The organism is Nocardia jiangsuensis, from assembly GCF_042650385.1.
Lineage (GTDB): Bacteria > Actinomycetota > Actinomycetes > Mycobacteriales > Mycobacteriaceae > Nocardia > Nocardia jiangsuensis.
The window spans coordinates 543,420-561,036 of record NZ_JBHSAX010000013.1; the positions used below are offsets into that span (position 1 = coordinate 543,420).

At 65.3% G+C, this 17,617-nt stretch carries 10 protein-coding genes and 1 pseudogene; 5 read left to right on the forward strand and 6 right to left on the reverse strand.

What is annotated here, in order from left to right; genetic code table 11:
• Positions 1-16 precede the first annotated feature (16 nt).
• The 3 genes from ACFO0B_RS14060 to ACFO0B_RS14070 form a co-directional block, all read right to left on the reverse strand.
• Positions 17-7,519: a LamG-like jellyroll fold domain-containing protein gene (locus tag ACFO0B_RS14060; RefSeq protein WP_378612850.1), complete on the reverse strand. Its 7,503-nt coding sequence runs from the start codon at positions 7,517-7,519 to the stop codon at positions 17-19.
• Between the two features lie 294 nt (positions 7,520-7,813).
• Positions 7,814-8,293 carry a DUF3995 domain-containing protein gene (locus ACFO0B_RS14065; RefSeq protein WP_378612851.1) on the reverse strand — a complete coding sequence of 160 codons (480 nt, stop codon included), beginning with the start codon at positions 8,291-8,293 and terminating at the stop codon, positions 7,814-7,816.
• A 31-nt stretch (positions 8,294-8,324) separates the two neighbouring features.
• Positions 8,325-8,531: a hypothetical protein gene (locus ACFO0B_RS14070; RefSeq protein ID WP_378612852.1), complete on the reverse strand. Its 207-nt coding sequence runs from the start codon at positions 8,529-8,531 to the stop codon at positions 8,325-8,327.
• Positions 8,532-8,925: 394 nt separating this feature from the next.
• Here ACFO0B_RS14070 and ACFO0B_RS14075 point away from each other — a divergent pair, with 394 nt between their 5' ends.
• Positions 8,926-10,167, forward strand: a complete 1,242-nt coding sequence (locus tag ACFO0B_RS14075) for a tyrosine-type recombinase/integrase (protein WP_378612853.1) — start codon at positions 8,926-8,928, stop codon at positions 10,165-10,167.
• A gap of 101 nt (positions 10,168-10,268) precedes the next feature.
• Here the strand turns inward: ACFO0B_RS14075 and ACFO0B_RS14080 are convergent, their stop codons facing one another.
• Positions 10,269-11,690 (reverse strand): AlbA family DNA-binding domain-containing protein, encoded by a 1,422-nt coding sequence (locus tag ACFO0B_RS14080; protein WP_378612854.1) that lies wholly within the window; start codon positions 11,688-11,690, stop codon positions 10,269-10,271.
• A gap of 46 nt (positions 11,691-11,736) precedes the next feature.
• Here ACFO0B_RS14080 and ACFO0B_RS14085 point away from each other — a divergent pair, with 46 nt between their 5' ends.
• Complete coding sequence (locus ACFO0B_RS14085) at positions 11,737-13,503, forward strand: zinc-ribbon domain-containing protein (protein WP_378612888.1); 1,767 nt, start codon at positions 11,737-11,739, stop codon at positions 13,501-13,503.
• Positions 13,504-13,996: 493 nt separating this feature from the next.
• On the opposite strand, the gene ACFO0B_RS14090 is transcribed toward ACFO0B_RS14085, so the two are convergent.
• Both ACFO0B_RS14090 and ACFO0B_RS14095 read right to left on the reverse strand, forming a co-directional pair.
• The gene (locus tag ACFO0B_RS14090; RefSeq protein WP_378612890.1) at positions 13,997-14,428 is read right to left on the reverse strand and encodes a hypothetical protein; all 432 of its coding nucleotides are present in this window, start codon (positions 14,426-14,428) and stop codon (positions 13,997-13,999) included.
• Positions 14,408-14,736, reverse strand: a pseudogene (locus ACFO0B_RS14095) (transposase); the annotation flags it as partial. The gene ACFO0B_RS14090 and the pseudogene ACFO0B_RS14095, both read right to left, overlap by 21 nt.
• A gap of 247 nt (positions 14,737-14,983) precedes the next feature.
• Between ACFO0B_RS14095 and ACFO0B_RS14100 the strand changes: the two are divergent.
• From ACFO0B_RS14100 to ACFO0B_RS14110, 3 genes are all read left to right on the forward strand, one after another.
• Positions 14,984-15,460, forward strand: a complete 477-nt coding sequence (locus ACFO0B_RS14100; protein ID WP_378612855.1) for a hypothetical protein — start codon at positions 14,984-14,986, stop codon at positions 15,458-15,460.
• A gap of 329 nt (positions 15,461-15,789) precedes the next feature.
• Complete coding sequence (locus tag ACFO0B_RS14105) at positions 15,790-16,374, forward strand: hypothetical protein (protein WP_378612856.1); 585 nt, start codon at positions 15,790-15,792, stop codon at positions 16,372-16,374.
• Positions 16,313-17,617 (forward strand): tetratricopeptide repeat protein (locus ACFO0B_RS14110; RefSeq protein WP_378612857.1); only part of this gene is annotated, 1,305 nt, incomplete at its 3' end. The genes ACFO0B_RS14105 and ACFO0B_RS14110, both read left to right, overlap by 62 nt.

Consider the following 17,617-nt stretch of genomic DNA (forward strand, 5'->3'; position numbering starts at 1 on the left):
ACCTCAGCCGGTGCGTTCAGACGGTGCCGTAGTAGTGGGCGAGGTAGTCGGTGATCTCCTTGGCGCTGGGAAGTAGTTCGGGCAGGTGGCGGGTCAGGGCCTTCTCGGTGGCCGCGGTCAGTTCGTCCAGGGAGGACGCCGATTCGCGGACGTAGGGTTCGAGTCGTTTGATCAGTTCGTAGTTGCTTTCGATGTTCTCGGCGCGCATGGCCTTCTCCAGCGGAGTGGCGGTGGGGGGCGCGACGGCTTGCAGGATTCGGCTGACGAAGGTGACGCGGTGCATGATGCGCCAGCACGGCGGCTTCTTGTCGGACTGGCGGGCTCGGCGCAGGGCGGCGGCGTTGTTGTCGTTGCTCTGGGCGAGCCAGACCGGGTCCACTACCTTGCCGAAGAAGTCCTCGAAGTTGCTCTTGTCGGCATCGAGGTAGAAGGTCATGAAGCGGTAGGCGTCTACTTTGCCCGGTACCTTGGCGGGGCGGCCGTCGGCGCCGAAGACGAGCTGGCCCCGGTCGTCGTAGCGGTGGAGATCGCCGCTGGGAGCGCACGACACGTCGAGCCCGAAGCTGCGGGTGGCCTCTTTGGACTTGGTGTGGGTGGTGCTGTGGCTGGCGCCGCCGGAGAGTTCAAAATTGATGTTGATCGCTGCGCCGCCGAAGTCGAGCCCCAATCCGGCGCTGCCGGTGGCGTTCGAGCCGGTGGTGTAGGTGCCGGCCATCGTTTCGGTGACGACATCGGTGGTTTCGGTGGATTCGGCGAAGAAGCCTCCGGCGGCGGTCCAGACGTAGGTGTTGGCGAGATCGCGCTGCGCCAGGCTCTTGGCGACAGCACCGGTGGCCGCGGTGTCGGGCCGGCGGGCGGGTGGCCTGAAGGACGGCCCGGCCAGATCGCTGAGCGCCCGCGCGAGCGGCGCACCGTCGGTGGCGGGGGGCGGTTCGTGGGATATGGACTCGTAGAGTGCTCGCAGGCGTTGTTGTTCGCGCTGGATGCGGCGTTTGATGGAGTAGGACTCGGTGGGTTTGAAGTAGCTGTGTTCGCCGCGTGCGCCGGCCTGGGGATAGTCGGGGTCGAGGACCTTGCCGGTGTCGGTGGATCCGATCGCGCCGTCCAGGGTGCCCTGCTTGGTGTAGCGGGGATTGATCGGGAACGCGATGATGTTCCAGTCGCGGGGAATGTCGGGGCTGGGCAGTATGCGGTAGGACACGAGCGCGTTGTTGTGCGCCAAGCGCACCGCGAAGATGTCGACAGTTTCGGACTGCACCACGGCGAACCCGGTATTGGCGGGCAGGAACCGCCGTCCCACGCCGGTATTCAGAATCTTCGCCGGGTGCTCCCACGCGCCGGTGAGTTTGACCGAGGTGTCGCGTCTGGCGCTCACCGCCTTGCTGACCGAGTTGTCGCTGGTCCAATTGTGTGAGAAATCGTATCCGCCACCGAATTTGAGTTTCGCGGTGATATCGATCGCGGGGCGGCTGAAACCGATACCGAGCGGTGCGGTGACGGCCTGCACCTTGGTCTTGAACTCGGTCTCCAGCTCGGCCTTGAAGGCGAAATTCTTGCCGTCGGCGGTGCCGGAGGCCTGGGTGACGTTCACCGCGTCGGCTTGCCGGAAGGTCACCGAGGACGTACCGGTGAGGTCGGGAGTGCCCGAACCGGTGAGGTTCTCCGAGGGTACCGGCGGCGCGCCTTCGATGTAGCCGATGATCTGCGGGTCGAACTGGGCCTGGCTGATCCACTCGGTGAACAGATTGCCGATCTTGTACCCGGTGACCAGAATCCAGGCGTCGCCGCGACGGTAGCCGTAGCAGCGCTTCATCACTCCGCCGAGGGTGCCGCGGGCGTCGAATTGGGCGTCGGCGTACTCGGCGACGGCCGGACTACCGCTGAGCCGCTCGTGGAAGGAGGTGCTCACTCCGGAGAGTGCCGAGCGGACCTGGGCGGTGTCGGTGGAGAGCGGCGCGGTGGACAGCACCAGTTCGGGTTGCTGCCCGGCCGTGGTGCCGAAGGTGAGGTGATTGCCGCGCAGCCCGCCGTCGCGCAGTGCCGTGGTGGGCGTGCCGGTGTCGGTATCGAAGCTGTAGCAGGCGATGAGCTGGTCTTTCTCTCCCTTGAGGCGAGTGAACAGGTTGTCGAGGATCTGTTCCTGGGTGCGCACCGTGCGCCAGATGCGGACCTCCTCCAGCACCCCGCTGAAGGCGTCCCGCAAGACGCTGCCCGTGGTGCGGCCGCCGAGGGTGAACTGGGCCTCGCCGTACCCGGCGGCGCGGAGTTCGTCACCTGCGGGCACGGCGTCGATGACCACGTGTTCACCGTTGCGATAGAGCTGGGCGGGGCTGCCCGCCGGGTCGGGGCTCCTGGTCCAGCTCGCCCCGCTCAATCGCGCCCGGTACGAATTGATCGAGTCGATCGTGACGTTGCCGGTGTTCTCCTGGAATCTGAAATGCGCCAGCAGACCGGAGCTGCGCGGGGAAGCCTCTCGGCACACATCCGTGCTCGCACGCGCCACGTTCCACAGCCGCACTTCGCTCAGGACACCACGCAAACCCGCTGTCGCCGTTCCGACCCGGATGCGTCCCATTTCGAGGGGTCCCGGGCCGCCCTGCGGCGCGCTGCCCTCGTGGCGAGTGGACCCGGCCTGGTTTCCGTTTATGTAGAAGGTGACCTCGGCGCCCTTGCGAACCACTGCGACGCGATGGAACGCACCGGCCACCAGGCCCTGCAGCGAGGTCATATGGCGCGGTACCCCGTCGAGATCCTCGAAGGAGAACCGCAATGTGCCGTCCGCCAGCAGCGTCAGCTGGTAGGGCACACCGCCCGGCTCGCCGTCGCCCAGGCCACCGTAGGAGATCAGCCCCTGTATCAGATCGAGCCTGTCCACCCGCAGGAACACCTCGATGGTGAGGTCACCGACGATATTGAGCGCGTCGGGCGCGCCTGCGTCGAGGAAGCCGCGCCCGTCCAGGCGCACCGCCCAGGACTGCCGGACCGACACCGCGAGGTGTTCCCACTCGTTGACCGGAAAGGCATCGCGGCTGCGCACGAACCGGTCACCCAGCGCGGCGAAGACCTGGTGCCCGGCCAAGCCGGATGCGCACTGTGCGGGGCTGCCGATCAGGACCCCGTCGCGGCCCGCCGGGGACAGATCCACAGCGCGTTTGTTCGCGAAGGTCCAATAGCCGAGCAGCCCCTCTTCCCGGCCGGTGATGCGCCGATCCCGATCCCGGTCGATCTCCTGCCCGCTGCGCACCCGCCCCCAGACCCGCACGTCATCCATTCCGACATTCGCCGGCGCGGGGATCGCGTTGCAACCGCCCAGGATGAGATCACCCTTGCCCGCATAGGGCGCGGGCACTGTGCGGCGGCCGACCTCCACACCGTCGCGGTACATGATCTGAGTGCTCGCGGCCCGGTCGTAGACCGCCGCCCAATGGTGCCACTGCAGGTCGGTGTAGGCCGTCGGGATGTCCAGATCGTTGCCGTAGAACCCGAAGACGAAGGAGTTGTCGCCACGGAATCCGAGATGCAGGACGAGGTTGCTGCTTCCGACGTCACCTTGGGCGAGCATCAATTCCCCACGCCCGGTCACGGTCTGACGTTTGGCCCAGAATTCGATGGTGAAGTCGGTGGCATCGAGACGGATCGGCCCGCAGTTGACCCGGTCCCGTGCGCCGTCGAAGGTCAACGCTGTCATCAGCGGCGCCGGAGTCACACCGAGCTGGTAGCGGGCATCGACGGAGTCGGCGCCGGTATCGGCATGGAGTGCACGAGCAGGCCGGATCACCCGGTCGGGAAGCAGCCATGCTTCCAGGGTCAGATCCGAGACAGTGCGCACCTGCGCCAGCAGTGGAACGGGTAGCGCGAGCCGGGTCTGCTTGCCGTCGAAGGTGAACGCGCGCCCGGGCGCTTCCCCGCGCCACTGGCAGGCGCGACCGGCGGTCAGGTCCGCGGCGGTGCCGTTGGTGACGGTCTCGGCGGCGGCGAGCACCTCGACCCGGATCCTGGTCGAGCCGGAGGTCAGCGAGACACCCGCGCGACTGGCGGTGGCCCAGCCGAAATCGTAGGCGATCGCCCGGATCTCGGACCCGGTTTCGATCGCGGTGGTGCGGGTGCTGCTCGCGGAGCCGGGGACCAGGGCGATGGTCTTGGCCCCGGCCGGGGTGTGGTCGGCGACCAGGAACGCACGGCCGTCGACTCTGATCGCCGCGCCCTCGGACACGGCGGCGACCGAGGGGGCCGACAGCGTCAGCGTGCTGGCGTCAGCGCGTTGCACAGCACCGATCAGCACCGTGGTGGCATCGGGATTGCCGTTGAGCACTGCGGCGAACTGCGTCGGTGCGCGGGGAACGGATCGGAAGGTCTCGGACTCGGTGCCTGTGGTGATGGTGACCGTGCACCGCGCGGGCACCTCGCCGTCGGTGACCGTGATCGTCGTGGCGGCGAGGTCGACGAGTGCGTCCCGCCCGATCAGCCGTAGCGGTGCGCCCTGGGTGGGAAGCCGACGGCTGGACCGGGACACGGAGGTGTCGTAGTAGGCGGCGAAGAACTGGCCCTCCCCGCCGCGGAAGTACAGCGCGACATGGCCGACCGTGCTGTCGGCGAGAAACGGAGTATCCGGCGTCCACGCGAAGGCCAGCAAACCGCCCGCGTAGGTGAGACCTTGGCGATCACAGCCGAGATAGGGCATCGGCAGCGCCACATCGGCGCTGCCCTTGGCGCCCGAGGTCAGCAGTGCCAGCTCGGCCAGCTTCGCCGCCAGCTCCACGCGCCCGGCCGCCAGACGGATACGAGCCTCGTCCTGGGAGTTGCGCAGAGTACGGGCCGCGTCGATATCGGTCGCCAGTGTGCTGAGCTTGTCCCGGGCGGCCTGGAGGGCGACATCGACCCCGGAGTGCAGCGACTGCCGCTGGAACACGAACCGAACAGCACGAGGATCGACGCTCTCCTCGGCCTTGGCGGTGCGGTAGCGGGGTTCGGTGCCGGGGTAATCCTTGGCGGACGCCATCGGCCGGAACAACACCCGGCAGCCATTGAAACGGGCGACGATTTCGCCCTCCGTGGAGGACTCGTCCGCCACCCGGACGAGGAAGTGCACCCACGGGCCGCTGCGCGGTTGCGCGCTGTACTTGTCCTGGTTGCCGTAGTCGAAAGAGATGACATCGGGGCCGCCGGTCGGCGGCCCGGTCGTTTGGCGACCGTCCGGATCTTCCGGCCGCGCGTCGGAGACACGCAGAGGCGCAGTGGCCATCCCGCCGGGGATGAGGAGGTAATAGGGTCGGCCGTCCGCGCTGCGCTGGCCGATGTCACGAATGGACCACAGGCTTAGGCCGGCGTCGCTCGGGTCGACCGTCGCGGTGAGCCGATAGCCTCCCTTGGCTGTCACGAAGGCGGCCATATAAGAGTTGTCGACCGCGTTGCGGATTCGATAGCTCCAGTTGGTGACGATGTTCTCCCGGTCGTATAGGGCTGCGAGCCGGGCCACCTCTGCGGCGGTCGTCGTTCGTTCGGACTCCCAGGCCGCGACCTTCGCAGGGTCGATCGCCGACCGCGCCAGGATCGCCTCGTCCGCGGTGTTGCGGGTCTGCAAGACCTTGATCGCCTGCTCGAGCGCGCTGATCCGCTCCAGATCGCGGCTCGGGTCGGGCTTACCGACGACGGGCAGGGTGATCTGATCCGGGACCTGTGTCAACCGGCCATCGCGGCCGACCGCGAGATCCAGCGTCGCGACATAGGATCGCCCCGCGACACCGCCGGGCGGCACCGGGCCGTCGGTGACACCGGCCAGCAGCACGCGAGCCTGGCGCTTCACGGGCTTCTGCTCGGAGCCGTAGCCGGTGGCGGCATTCTCCTGCTGGAAGTACAGCGTCGATGTCAAACCGGAGATCACCGTTCGACCCTCGAATACGAAGCTCTCGCGACGCAGCCCGGAATTGTCGCCGATCGGCGCGTGCGAGGTCACCCAGGTCGGCCCACCCACGAGGGTTCCGTCGCACGCGCCGTCGGTATGGTCGAAGAGCGCGGTGCCGGACCCTTCGTCGAAACGGTAGTAGGCGATCAGGCCGGGTTCGTTGCCGGCAAGACGTTGTCCTCTGTCCCGTACCAGTTCCGCGGCGGACCGGGCACGATCCCAGATCCGGAGCTCGTCGATCTCGCCGTTGAACAGCGCCGTCGGCGCACCACCGGCACGCCGGGCACCGATCAGCAGCGCCGTGGTCGTGGCGGCCGGCACCGGGAGCAGACCCGCGCCGGCGGGTTCGCCGTCCAGGAACAGCAGCACCCGACTGTCCGTGAAGGTGACCGCGACGTGGATGTAGGCATCCATCGGCACGGTCCGGCTCGACTCGACGAGTGCGCCGCCGCCGCGGCGCACGGTCAGCTTGCCGGTGTCGGCCAGGGCCAGGGCGAAACTGCCCCCGGCGCCGCCCTCGTCGTACTTCGCCACGATGGTGGCGTTGGGCGCGGTCGGCCGGATCCACGCCTCCACGGTCCCCTCGGGCCCGGTGAAGCCCAGTTTCGACGAATTGCCGAGATCCACATAGGTCTTGGCACCGTCGAAGCGCAACGCGGTCTCGGCGTATCCGGCACGGCTCGCCACCGGCACCAGCGGCTTGCCGGTGAATTGGTCGACTCCCGGAGCACGTTCGAAAACAGCCCCGGCGTACGCGGGGTCGGGGCTGGTGTAGTACTGGCTGCCCATCGTGTTGAAGAGGCCATCGCCCGCCTGCTCGACACTGAACGCGTCGATGCGCCGAGTTCGGCTGTTGCGGGAGAACAACTGCCAGCGCCGCACTCCGCTCACCTGGGTCGGCAGCAGCAGCACCGAGAAAGCACCCTCGGTGAGGTTCGCGACGAAACCCAGCTCCTGGGTCGGCTCGTAGAACGGGCGACCCTCCATGTCCCTGGTACCCAACGTGTCTCGCGAGGACTCCGGCACGGCGCGCTGACGACTGCGCTGGTAGCGCACCTCCATCAAGGGCCGCAGCTCGACACCCGAAACCACGAACCGGTCACACAGCAAAGTGTTGTGCACCAACGCAACTCGTCCGCTGCCCGACGTCTCGGTGACCGGCCCGCCCGATGGCGCCCGGAACAACGCGTCCGGGTGCGCGGCATCGATCGACTGGCGGAACACCACAATGTTCGTCCCGTCCGAGACAACCTGGAAGGGGGCGGACGCCGCCAGCCGAGCGGTGCTGGACAGGAACGGATCGATCTCCTCGGGCAGCAATCGTTCCGCACCGGCCTCCACGCGACCCCCGCGCTTGATCAACGGCAGCGTCACCGCCCCGGCGGCCGCGTACCCCACCTTCGCGATCTCGCTGGGAAACCGCAGCTCCGAGGGGTTGTCGGCCCAATAGCTGGTGTCGAGCCCATCACCGGTATCCCGCGACATGTCCAGCACGGAGTAGAACACTCGGCGCGCATCGTCCATCGCGAATGCCACGGTCACACCCTGGTGTTGAACCAGGGTGGTGTGGACATAGCGACGTTGACTGTACGTCTTGACAAGCTGGCGACCGGACATGCAATCTCCTCGGGTTCCCCACCAGTTAAGCAGCCGAATACGCACTGGCGCAGTGGATTTCGAGAGAACGCGCGGTCGGTATGATCCGCCCGGCCGGCAAAGGCGCGGGGCTGGTGCCCGAGTAGGTGACGTTGATGATGGAAGCATCGTCGGCGCCGGTAGCGTCGTGCTACACGACATTTTCGACCACGTCGTCGCGGCCGACTCACCGGCAGTAGTGATTCACCGGACCCACATGCCGCGCCTGCTACCGCAATTCGAGGCCGAGGCGAGCGTGGTTCCCCCGCTCCGACCTCACGGGTGTTGCGGGCGTCGCGCCCTGGTGAGCCATAGCCCGGTCAGCAATGCGGCTCCCCAGAGCACGAACAGCGGATCCCACACGAACGCGTGCCCGATCATCGTGCTCCGGTTGTAACCGTCGCCGGGTGTGACCACACCAGCCAGGACCGCGCACGCCGACAGCGACGACAGACCGCCCCACACCACAAGCACGGCTCCGCCCGCCCAGCCACCCCACCGCAGACTCCGGTGGAACCGGCCCTCGCGCCGCTCGTTCACCAGCGGCACAACCGCAGCCGCCACCTTGACGAGGGTGACCAGGCCGAGGAGCAGCCCGACCCTGATCGGATGGTCGTGGGCCAACTGCACGGCCCACTGCCCCACCGACTCGAGCTGCCACCTGCCCCCGAGCGCCCAGAAGAGGCTCGCGGCCGCGTGCACCAGGCCGGCGGCCGCGGCAACGCCGAAAGCCGCCGAGGCGACATCGGTCCGCACCGTCAAAGCGTGTGTTCGCACGAGAAGAACTCTACGAACAGCCCGCCGCGACCACGTCCGGGTTCACCCCGAACCCCACCCCGAGGTCTCGTGCTGCCCAGTGGATGCGCCGCCCGGCCGCGGTCAGCTCGGACCGATCGCCGATGCCCGAATCCACGGCGACCTGCGCCACCGGTCGCCCCGCGGCGACCAGGTCCAGGACCTTGCGACGGAACTCTTCGGGGTAACGCCTCAGCACGAACAACTCTCCGTCGATGAGTCCGTGACCGAGAGTCAGCAAACCAACTCCGAGGAACCTCACCGCAACGAGAGATGGTGACCTCGTACTCGCTGTCCGCTGGGAGGCCGGGGTAGTCGACGAGGCGACGACGAATCCTCACCTGGTCGGAATAGCTGCCAGCCCCGGCGACCGAAGCACGGCCTCGACCAGCAAGAATATCGAGGGGATAGAGTGGTCCCAGCTGGTTTCGAACCCGCGACTCTTCATTCACTTCCTGGCGCTCTCGCCTGCGGGAAAGTAGCATCTACCAGGAAGTACCGGAAAGAATTCGAGTCACAGGAGTGCGCAGGAGTGGGCACCGATGGGCTCACTTATTGCACGTATGTTGCACGCCGACCAGGAGGTCATCACTGTGACCACGAGCAAGCCGAAAGCCCGCGCACGGAGGGCGTTCGGCCGCCTGCGCCGACTCCCGTCCGGCCGCTACCAGGCCGCCTACCAAGGACCCGACCTCCAACTCCACAACGCACCCGCCACCTTCGACGCCAAGGACCGCGCCGAAGGCTGGCTGTCCGCGGAACGCAGACTCATCGACCTCGACATTTGGACCTCCCCCGCCGAACGCGCCGCGCAAGCCGCCGCCGAAGCCGAGAAGATCGTCCTGTTCGCCGACTACGCCGCCAAGGTCGTCGCCACCCGGGTCTCACGCCGAGGCAAGCCCCTCGCCCGTCGCACCCTCGACAGCTACACCCAACTCCTGCGCGACCACATCAACCCCACCTTCGGCAACCAACCCGTACCCGACATCACCCCGGAAATGGTCCGCATCTGGTACAGCAACGTCGAACGCATCCGCCCGCGCGGCCGCAAGTCCAAAGCCGACCCCGCCGACACCGAAGTCCCCACCACCCGCGCCCGCGCCTACGAAGTCCTGCGCATGGTCCTCAACGTCGCCGTCGAAGACGAACTCATCACCCACAACCCCTGCCGCATCAAGGGCGCCACCGCGGTCGAGCCCGCCCACGACACCACCGTGCTCACCCCCGGCGAGATCGCGGCCCTCGCCGCCGCAATGCCACCCGAACTCTCCACCTCGGTCCTGCTGGCCGCCTGGTGCGGACTACGCCCGTCCGAGACCTACGAACTGCGCCGCCGCAACTTCACCCCCGACTGCTCGGTCCTCACCGTCGCCAAAGCAGCGACCTACCGCGAGAAGACCATCGTCATCGACCGACCGAAAGCCGGATCCACCGGCGACGTCGTCATCCCCGACCACATCCGCCCCGCACTGCGCCTGCACCTCCAACGCCACGTCCACTCCTCCCCCGACGCACTGCTGTTCCCCGACCCCGACACCGGCGCGACCATGCGCGAATGGGTCTACCGCCGCATCTTCAACAAAGCCTGCACCCAGATCGGGCGCCCCGGCTTCCGCATCGTCGAGCAACGCCACACTGGCGGCACAGTCGCCGCCCAAGCCGGCGGAACACTACCCGAGGTCATGGAACGGCTGCGGCACAAAACACCCCAAGCAGCGATGCGCTACCAGAAGGTCGCAGCCGGGCGCGCACAAACCCTGGCATCGAACATCTCGAGACTCGCGAAGAAGGCCGACCTCATGGAAGCAGAACTTCCGAACCCCGACCGTCCTTGAGCACCCCCCCCGACGGCTCGAACCCAGCACCGAACAGTTGCGGTTCTCGCTGTAGTCACATAGCACCGCACCCGTCAGGTCGAGCGTGGACGCTCCGGACGTCAGTCCACCAAACCGCACCAGGCTGCTACAGCGGCTCTCAGGCCGGTTGCCAAATTCTCGGTATCGAGCCCGCCGTCGGGACGGAGCAGACGCGGATCTGCGATCCCGAACTCGCCGAGAATGTCGCAGGTGATTGCATGAGCGGTTATGACAGTTGCGCGACGATCTGTACCGACCTCGTTCACATCGGCAGCGATCTCGATGACCGACGGAGATTTGCGCATGACGACCGCAGCACAAGGTGGTCGAGCGGCAATTTCTTGGATCTCTTCGGCCGAGGCGGAGACCTCCGAGATGAAGGTCGGCGTCAACTCCATGTCGAGATGGGACGGTCGCGTACTGAGTACCAGCTGGGCGCGAAGCGTCAGATCGCCACCGCAGCTCGTATTCACGGCGTGCTGGGCCAGCATCGAGACCGCTGCGAGAATCCGCAGCTCGAGATCATTCTGGTCCAGTTCAGCCGGTGCTCGTTCATCCGTTGCAGCGTCAGGTAGGACTCTGGTGATGGGAAGGGCAACAAACCCCGCACCGTCGAAGTGCAGCTGCGCATGGGGTGTTGATCCTTCGGCTATGTAGCCGACCTCGGGATTGATGATCGCCCGCCGAAGACCCGGCACCGTCCTGCGATATTCCTGAAATGAGCTGACGGGTGGGCTCTGATAGCGCATCCAGGTGATCACGAAGCCTTCGACCTTGGAAACAGCCGAAGATCCAACCCCGAGGCTACCGAGGATTGTCGGGTACGCCGACACTGCGATCCACGCGTCTGCTGAGGGAAGTCTCGCGAGACCATCGCGGTGAACCTTATCCAGAGCAGCTGCACGTTCGGCCCGGGAAGCAAACCGGTCTCTGTACCGTGCCGCAACTTCGGCTTCATGGAGGTACCGAGTAGTGGTACCGGCTCGCACGGCATACCGCAGCGCCGGACTGTTTCCACCGACCACCACCGCATGCGGAGCATCGGCACTACGGTCGACCACGATGGCGTAGTAGCCCTTTCCGTCGCTGACTTCGAGCGGCAGGACCGCGACACCGGGCAGGAAAGGGTGGATGCGGTCGCGGCAGATTTGCTCGAAACGCTCGGTGTTCGTCTTGGTGATCTCGACCAACGATGCCTCTGTGGCGCCTGTGTCGGTAGCCTTGACGCCGAGCACGAGGATTCCACCGACGCCGTTTGCCATTGCGGCTACGTCCTTCGCGAACTCCCGGTTGCCTTCGTTGGTCGGCTCGTAGAGTTCGCTCTTCCAGTCGAGATCAGCGGCTTCGGGTACACCCTGTTCGATCGCCACGGCGATGTTGGCTGCGGACAGCTCGCCGACGGGCACACCGAAGATGGTTCTCAGCCGTGGGAAGTTCTGCACCGGAGTAATTCTGCGGTACAGCGTGCCGAAGGTGAGCACCGCGCCCAGCGTGTCTTTCACGGTTTGCGAATAGCACGTGACAATCGCGAGACTGGGTAGCGTGCCGATGGACCAGACTCAGCCGTGCTCCACCGACGGATGTTCCCGACCTGCTGTCTACCGGACCCGTTCGAAACCGGCGTGGTGTGCCCAATGCATCGACGAGATACTGCGCATCGGCGGCATGTCGGCGGTCGAACCGGTACTCAAGCCCAACGCAGACGCGCTTATGCAGTGTCTCGCCTGCGGCACACAGGCCCATCACAAGCTCAACTACGTCGTGGGGAACAACAGCGCAGGACTGGCGACCTGCCGCGCCTGCCACTGGAGGAGCTGGGCGCAGATGCAGAGAGCGAATCTGGCTCGAGCGGCTCCCTCCATCAACGAAGCACGCGCTTACGCCGAGACCAATGGTTACGAGTACCTGGGCCCGCTCACGGAGCCGTCTCAGGCTGATGACCCTCATCATGTTCGGTGCAAGGTCTGCCGCAGACTCAGCGCGGAACGTCTCGGCGACATCGGATTCGGATGCGCGTGCTCTCGCAACGGCAAGTCTACGGCGAAGAGCACGGTCAACGTCACCAAGGCGCGCCCACGAACCGTGCGGTTCAAAGACAGCGGCTCGGCAGCCGTCGGGTGGTGGGACCACGACCGCAACGATCAGAACAGCTTCGCGACCGCTCCGCGCGCAGCGACGAGGCAGGCCGCCTGGAAGTGCCCGGACTGTTCCCACACGTTCACCGCTTCGATCCAGTCCATGGTCGACCGACCACAGTGCCCGCGCTGTGAAGCCGAACGACGAGATGCCTGGCACCGCGAGTACGAAGCACTGAAACGCACCATGGTCGCCGATCATCCGGAACTCGCAGCAGCATGGGCCGATCCAGCCGATCCCGCCACGGTGTCGATCGCCGGTGCTATGGGACTGTACAAGTTCTCCTGCACAAATGGGCATCACCCGCGCGTGACCCCTCACACCTTTTTGGAACGAGGATGCCCTCACTGCTCGGGTGCCGAGTCACTCGCCACCGGGCGCAACCCGCGCCTGGCGCAAGAATGCCCGGAGATCGCGACGCAATGGCATCCCACCCGCAACGGCAAACTCACCCCACAGGACGTGCCCCACGACTCGCGGAAGGTGGTGTGGTGGCTCGACTCCAACTGCGGCCACGAATGGGAAGACCCGGTCCGCGACCGCAACAAGTATCAGCGCTACCGGTGCCCGCAGTGCCGGACCATTCTCGACTCCCTGGCCTACCAGTACCCGCTGCTCGCCCGGGAATGGTCACCCCGCAATCCGATCTCTGCATGGCAGGTGCGCCCCCACGGCAAGACGACCTTCGAGCCGCAGTGGGTGTGCAGCGACAACCCCGACCACCAATGGACAGCAACGCTGACTTCTCGGACGAACGGCAGCGACTGCCCCGACTGCAAACAGGCTGGCAAGTCGGCGGTCGAATTGGAGCATTACGCCGCCGCCAAAACCGTCTTCGGCCGCGCACGCTCGGGGGTCCGGCTCCGCTCGCAACACTTCACACGCCGACCGGCGTGGACCGTGGATATCGCTGTGCCCCGACCTGACGAGCAAACGCTGGTCATCGAATACGACGGCGCCTACTGGCACGACGGCAAGGAAGACGTCGATATGGCCAAGAGCCGGGATCTCCTCGCTGGCGGTTACCGCCTTGTCCGGCTTCGCGAGCATCCCCTGCCGCCACTGACTATCACCAATCCGCACTATACCGAGATAGTCGTGCACGCCTCCGCGCCCGATCCAGTGGCCGTCATCGAGGAGATCTACAGGCACGTAACCGCCGAGCAGAACGCACCTTGAGGTTCGGGGCCGGTGCACGCATAGGTGAACACTGTGGTCGCCTGTTCGTGCAGCAGCCTCGACTTACCGGGCGCGCTGACACGTTGCCAGTCGCTTAATTCGTAGCTGTCAGGCGGATAGGCTTGCCTGCAATAGTTGCACAACGAATCCTCCAGCGGCCAGGGCCATCGCAGCTGTGCTCGCGTTCATCTCGCGTCCTCCTCTCCTCCGCTCATACCGTTACCTATTCGGTAGGCCCCAGGGGGTGCAGCGTGAACTCGCATGGGATAGAAGGTTCCAGGCCGCGATCGGGACGAAGAGGACACTTTCGTCGAGATTGAGGCTGTATTGAGCCATAACTATGGTTATCGGCCAACAGAGCTCGGAGTCGGGCCTCGCCGTGCCGCGGCGGCGCTCACTTCCCGCAGCGAACGTGAGGGCGGCCCCGGAGCTGGTGCGCCGGGGCCGCTGATGTCGTGCGGCACGCGCGCGAGGCGGGTGCCGGGCTGGGTCTTTATCGTTTGATCTTCTCGAGGGGGTAGAGGGCCAGGGAGAAGACCGCGATCGCGTAGACGGCCAACCCGGCCAGCGCGGGAGCGGGATCCGGCCGTCGGGGTCGTGGGCGACCCAAAGTGCGTAGGCTGCCGGTGGCAGGCACAACAGTGCTGCCGCGGTCTCGTTGAACCGCCCCGTGTTCGATGCGCACCGGGTTATCTGTCTCCAGCCGGTAGCTCGGCGTGGCGTGAATAGTAGTCGGCTTCGCGCTCGGCAGGCGGGCGGCGGCCGAGCCGGTGATCCGGGACCGGTTGAACCAGCCGACCCAGTCCGCGGTGAGCAGCTTGACATCGGTGAGCCTGGTCAGCGGGCGACGCCGGAACGGGGAATCGTCTCTGACCGCTTCGGTCTTGTAGAGACCGATCGTGGTCTCGGCCAGAGCGTTGATCACTTCTGTCGCGGGTCGCTCGCCCGCGCGAAGAAAGACGTTGCCGCCGAGAGGATCTCGATCGTCTGTTCCAGCTCGGCGATTTTGCGTTTCTGCTCCCGGATCGTGCGCGCCGCCTCCGACGTGACACCCTCGGCGCCGCCTCGGTCGACCTCGGCCTGGCGGACCCATTTCCGCAGGGTCTCGGTGGTCATCCCCAACTGGGCCGAGACCGCTTTCATCGCGGCCCACTCGCTGTCGTAGTCCTCACGATGGTCGATGACCAGCCGCACGGCCTTGGCCTTGGTCGCTTCGTCGTACTTCGCAGGCATGATCTGCCCATCCTTCCCAAGAAAGAAGGTGAGCACCAAACCCGGGGTGGTTCACAGCGACACCGACAACATCACGAAGTGGTGCTGGAGTGATACTCCGAGTTGCGTGTTGGGAGTCGCCCTTGACCAGGTCGATCGCAAGTGGAGTGTCATTGGATCGAACGACTGCGGACGGACAGATCTTTAGCTATCTTGTGCGAGTTCACCGCTGGTCAGTGGTGTGAATTGGAGTGGGGAGGTCGGTGGTATGGATCCGGTAACGTTGATCGTGGCCGCGGTGGCGGCAGGCGCCGCCGCCGGGGTTACCCAGGTAGCTACGCAGGTGGTGACCGATGCTTACCAGGCGTTCAAGAGTTTGCTGACCTGCAAATTCGAGGCAATCGAGGCCGAGGTAGTTGGTGTAGAACGCGACCCGGAGGAGCCGCTACGCCGCGACCTGCTGGCCAAGGAGTTGATCAAACTCGACGCCGGTGAGGATCTCGAAGTGCGCGCTGCGGCAGAAGAGTTGTTGAGGGTGATTGCCTATCAGGCACCTACCGCGGTCGAGGCGGTGGGTATGGAGCTGACGCGAGCTGCGGTCGACGGAGACCTCGAAATCACCGACCTTGCCGTGACCGGAGGCAGCGGATTCAGAGGTACGGACCTCTCGGTGAAGGGTTCTATCAAGTTCAGCGGGGGGCGCATCGGGAGGCATAACGCGGACCCTTCAACCGCGCGCGGGTAAACCCCCACCCGGGCGCGTCACTTCCACCCAGTACAGCGGATCCGGATGGAATTCCCTTGGGGGGGTTTAATCTTGCCGACTCATATGTCGGCGGGGACATCAACGTCGGTCCAAGCGCTGCATCCGCGCCGCCGGTGGGGTTGTACAAACTCTGTTTCGAACACTTCGCTGCCGCAAAGGGCCTGCTCGACCGCGAAGGCGAGTTGGAGGCTCTCGCTGGGTTCTGCTGGGGCGAACAGTCATACATGTGGGTACACGGCAATAGGCGGGCGGGTAAGACTGCGTTGCTCGCTGGATTCGCTCTGGAACCGCCACCTGGAGTGACAGTAGTGTGTTTTTTCGTCACTGACCGGCATGCCAATCAGAACACTCACACTGCTTTCACTACTGCATTGCTGGATCAATTGGCGGAGTTGCTACCTGATCAAGCGAAAATCATCACCGCGGCGACCGCACATCTTGATGGACTACGTGATCACTCGCTCAAGCTGGCCGCCGAGCGGGAAGCGGCAGAGGGTCGACGCCTGGCGCTTTTGGTGGATGGCCTCGACGAAGACGTCGGTAATCCGCCGATCGTAGCCTTGCTGCCGCGTCATCCACACCCGAACCTGCGGATAATCACGGCTAGCCGCAGCGATTTGTCACTGCCCATACCAGCCGAACATCCTGCGGCTACCGCTCACCCTTATCGGCTTACAGCATTTTCTCGCTCCGTGGGGTACCATCCGCCCGTTCGCGTGTCCGAATCCTTTCGGCTAAATCCGCCTCCTCGTGAGGATTATCCAGCTTCACAATCACCGCAGGGTGCCCTTATTCGCTGGGAGCATCCTCGTCTAGGTACGATAAGTTTCAATGATCAGCAAACAGCCGTTGAGTTCTTCAAGGCGACAGGAGGCTTTGATGAGCGGCTCTGAACAGCCTCCCGCGTGGATCCGCATTGAGCAGGCTGGACACTCTTCCAGCAAGGAGTCGACCGGACTACTATTCGGCGATATTTCGCGAGCTACCTTGCACCATCCGCAAATCGTCGCCGAGGGCCTGAGCAAAGAATTGTTGGCTCGTTTCGGAAAGACGGGTAGCCTTTCCGACCTACACAAGGCCATTGCCTTGGCCAAGTACGCGGTTCGCCAAGGGTCTGCTGATCCGGCGCTCCTAAACAATATGGGTACTGCGTTGGCATCGGCAGGATATCCGCAGGAGGCCCTCACGGTGACCGCGGAGGCAGTGGTGCATTACCGTCAGCTTGCTGCCGCCAATCCCGCCGACTTTGAACCTGACCTTGCATTCACGCTCAGTAACTTTGGCAATCGCTTGTGGGGTGTTGGACGCGTCCAAGAGGCGCTAACAGCGACTGCAGAGGCCGTAGCGATTTCTCGCCGGCTTGCTACAGCTGGACCTGCAAGTCGTGTACCCAATGTGACCGCCCTGATGTCCAACCTTGCCCGCGCCTACCTGTCGCTGGGCGACCTCGGACGAGCGATCGCAATTTACCAACAGACCCTCCACGATCGTGAACGGGTCCTCGGTCCCGATCACCCCGACACACTGGCATCCCGCAACAACCTCGCCGGCGCATACCGAACGGCCGGGCGCCTCGACCACGCCATCGAGCTCTACCAACAGACCCTCCACGATCGTGAACGGGTCCTCGGTCCCGATCACCCCGACACACTGGCATCCCGCAACAACCTTGCCTACGCGTACGAGTCGGCAGGACGGGTTGCCGAGGCCATCGAACTCTACGAACGAACTCTTGCCGAGAGTGAACGGGTTCTGGGTCCCGATCACCCCGCCACACTGACATCCCGCAACAACCTCGCCTACGCGTACGAGTCGGCAGGACGGGTTGCCGAGGCCATCGAACTCTACGAACGAACTCTTGCCGAGAGTGAACGGGCCTTGGGTCCCGATCACCCCGATACACTGGCATCCCGCAACAACCTCGCCGGCGCATACCGAACGGCCGGGCGCCTCGACCACGCCATCGAGCTCTACCAACAGACCCTCCACGATCGTGAACGGGTCCTCGGTCCCGATCACCCCGACACACTGACATCTCACAACAATCTGGCGGGCGCGTACGAGTCGGCAGGACGGGTTGCCGAGGCCATCGAACTCTACGAACGAACTCTTGCCGAGAGTGAACGGGTTCTGGGT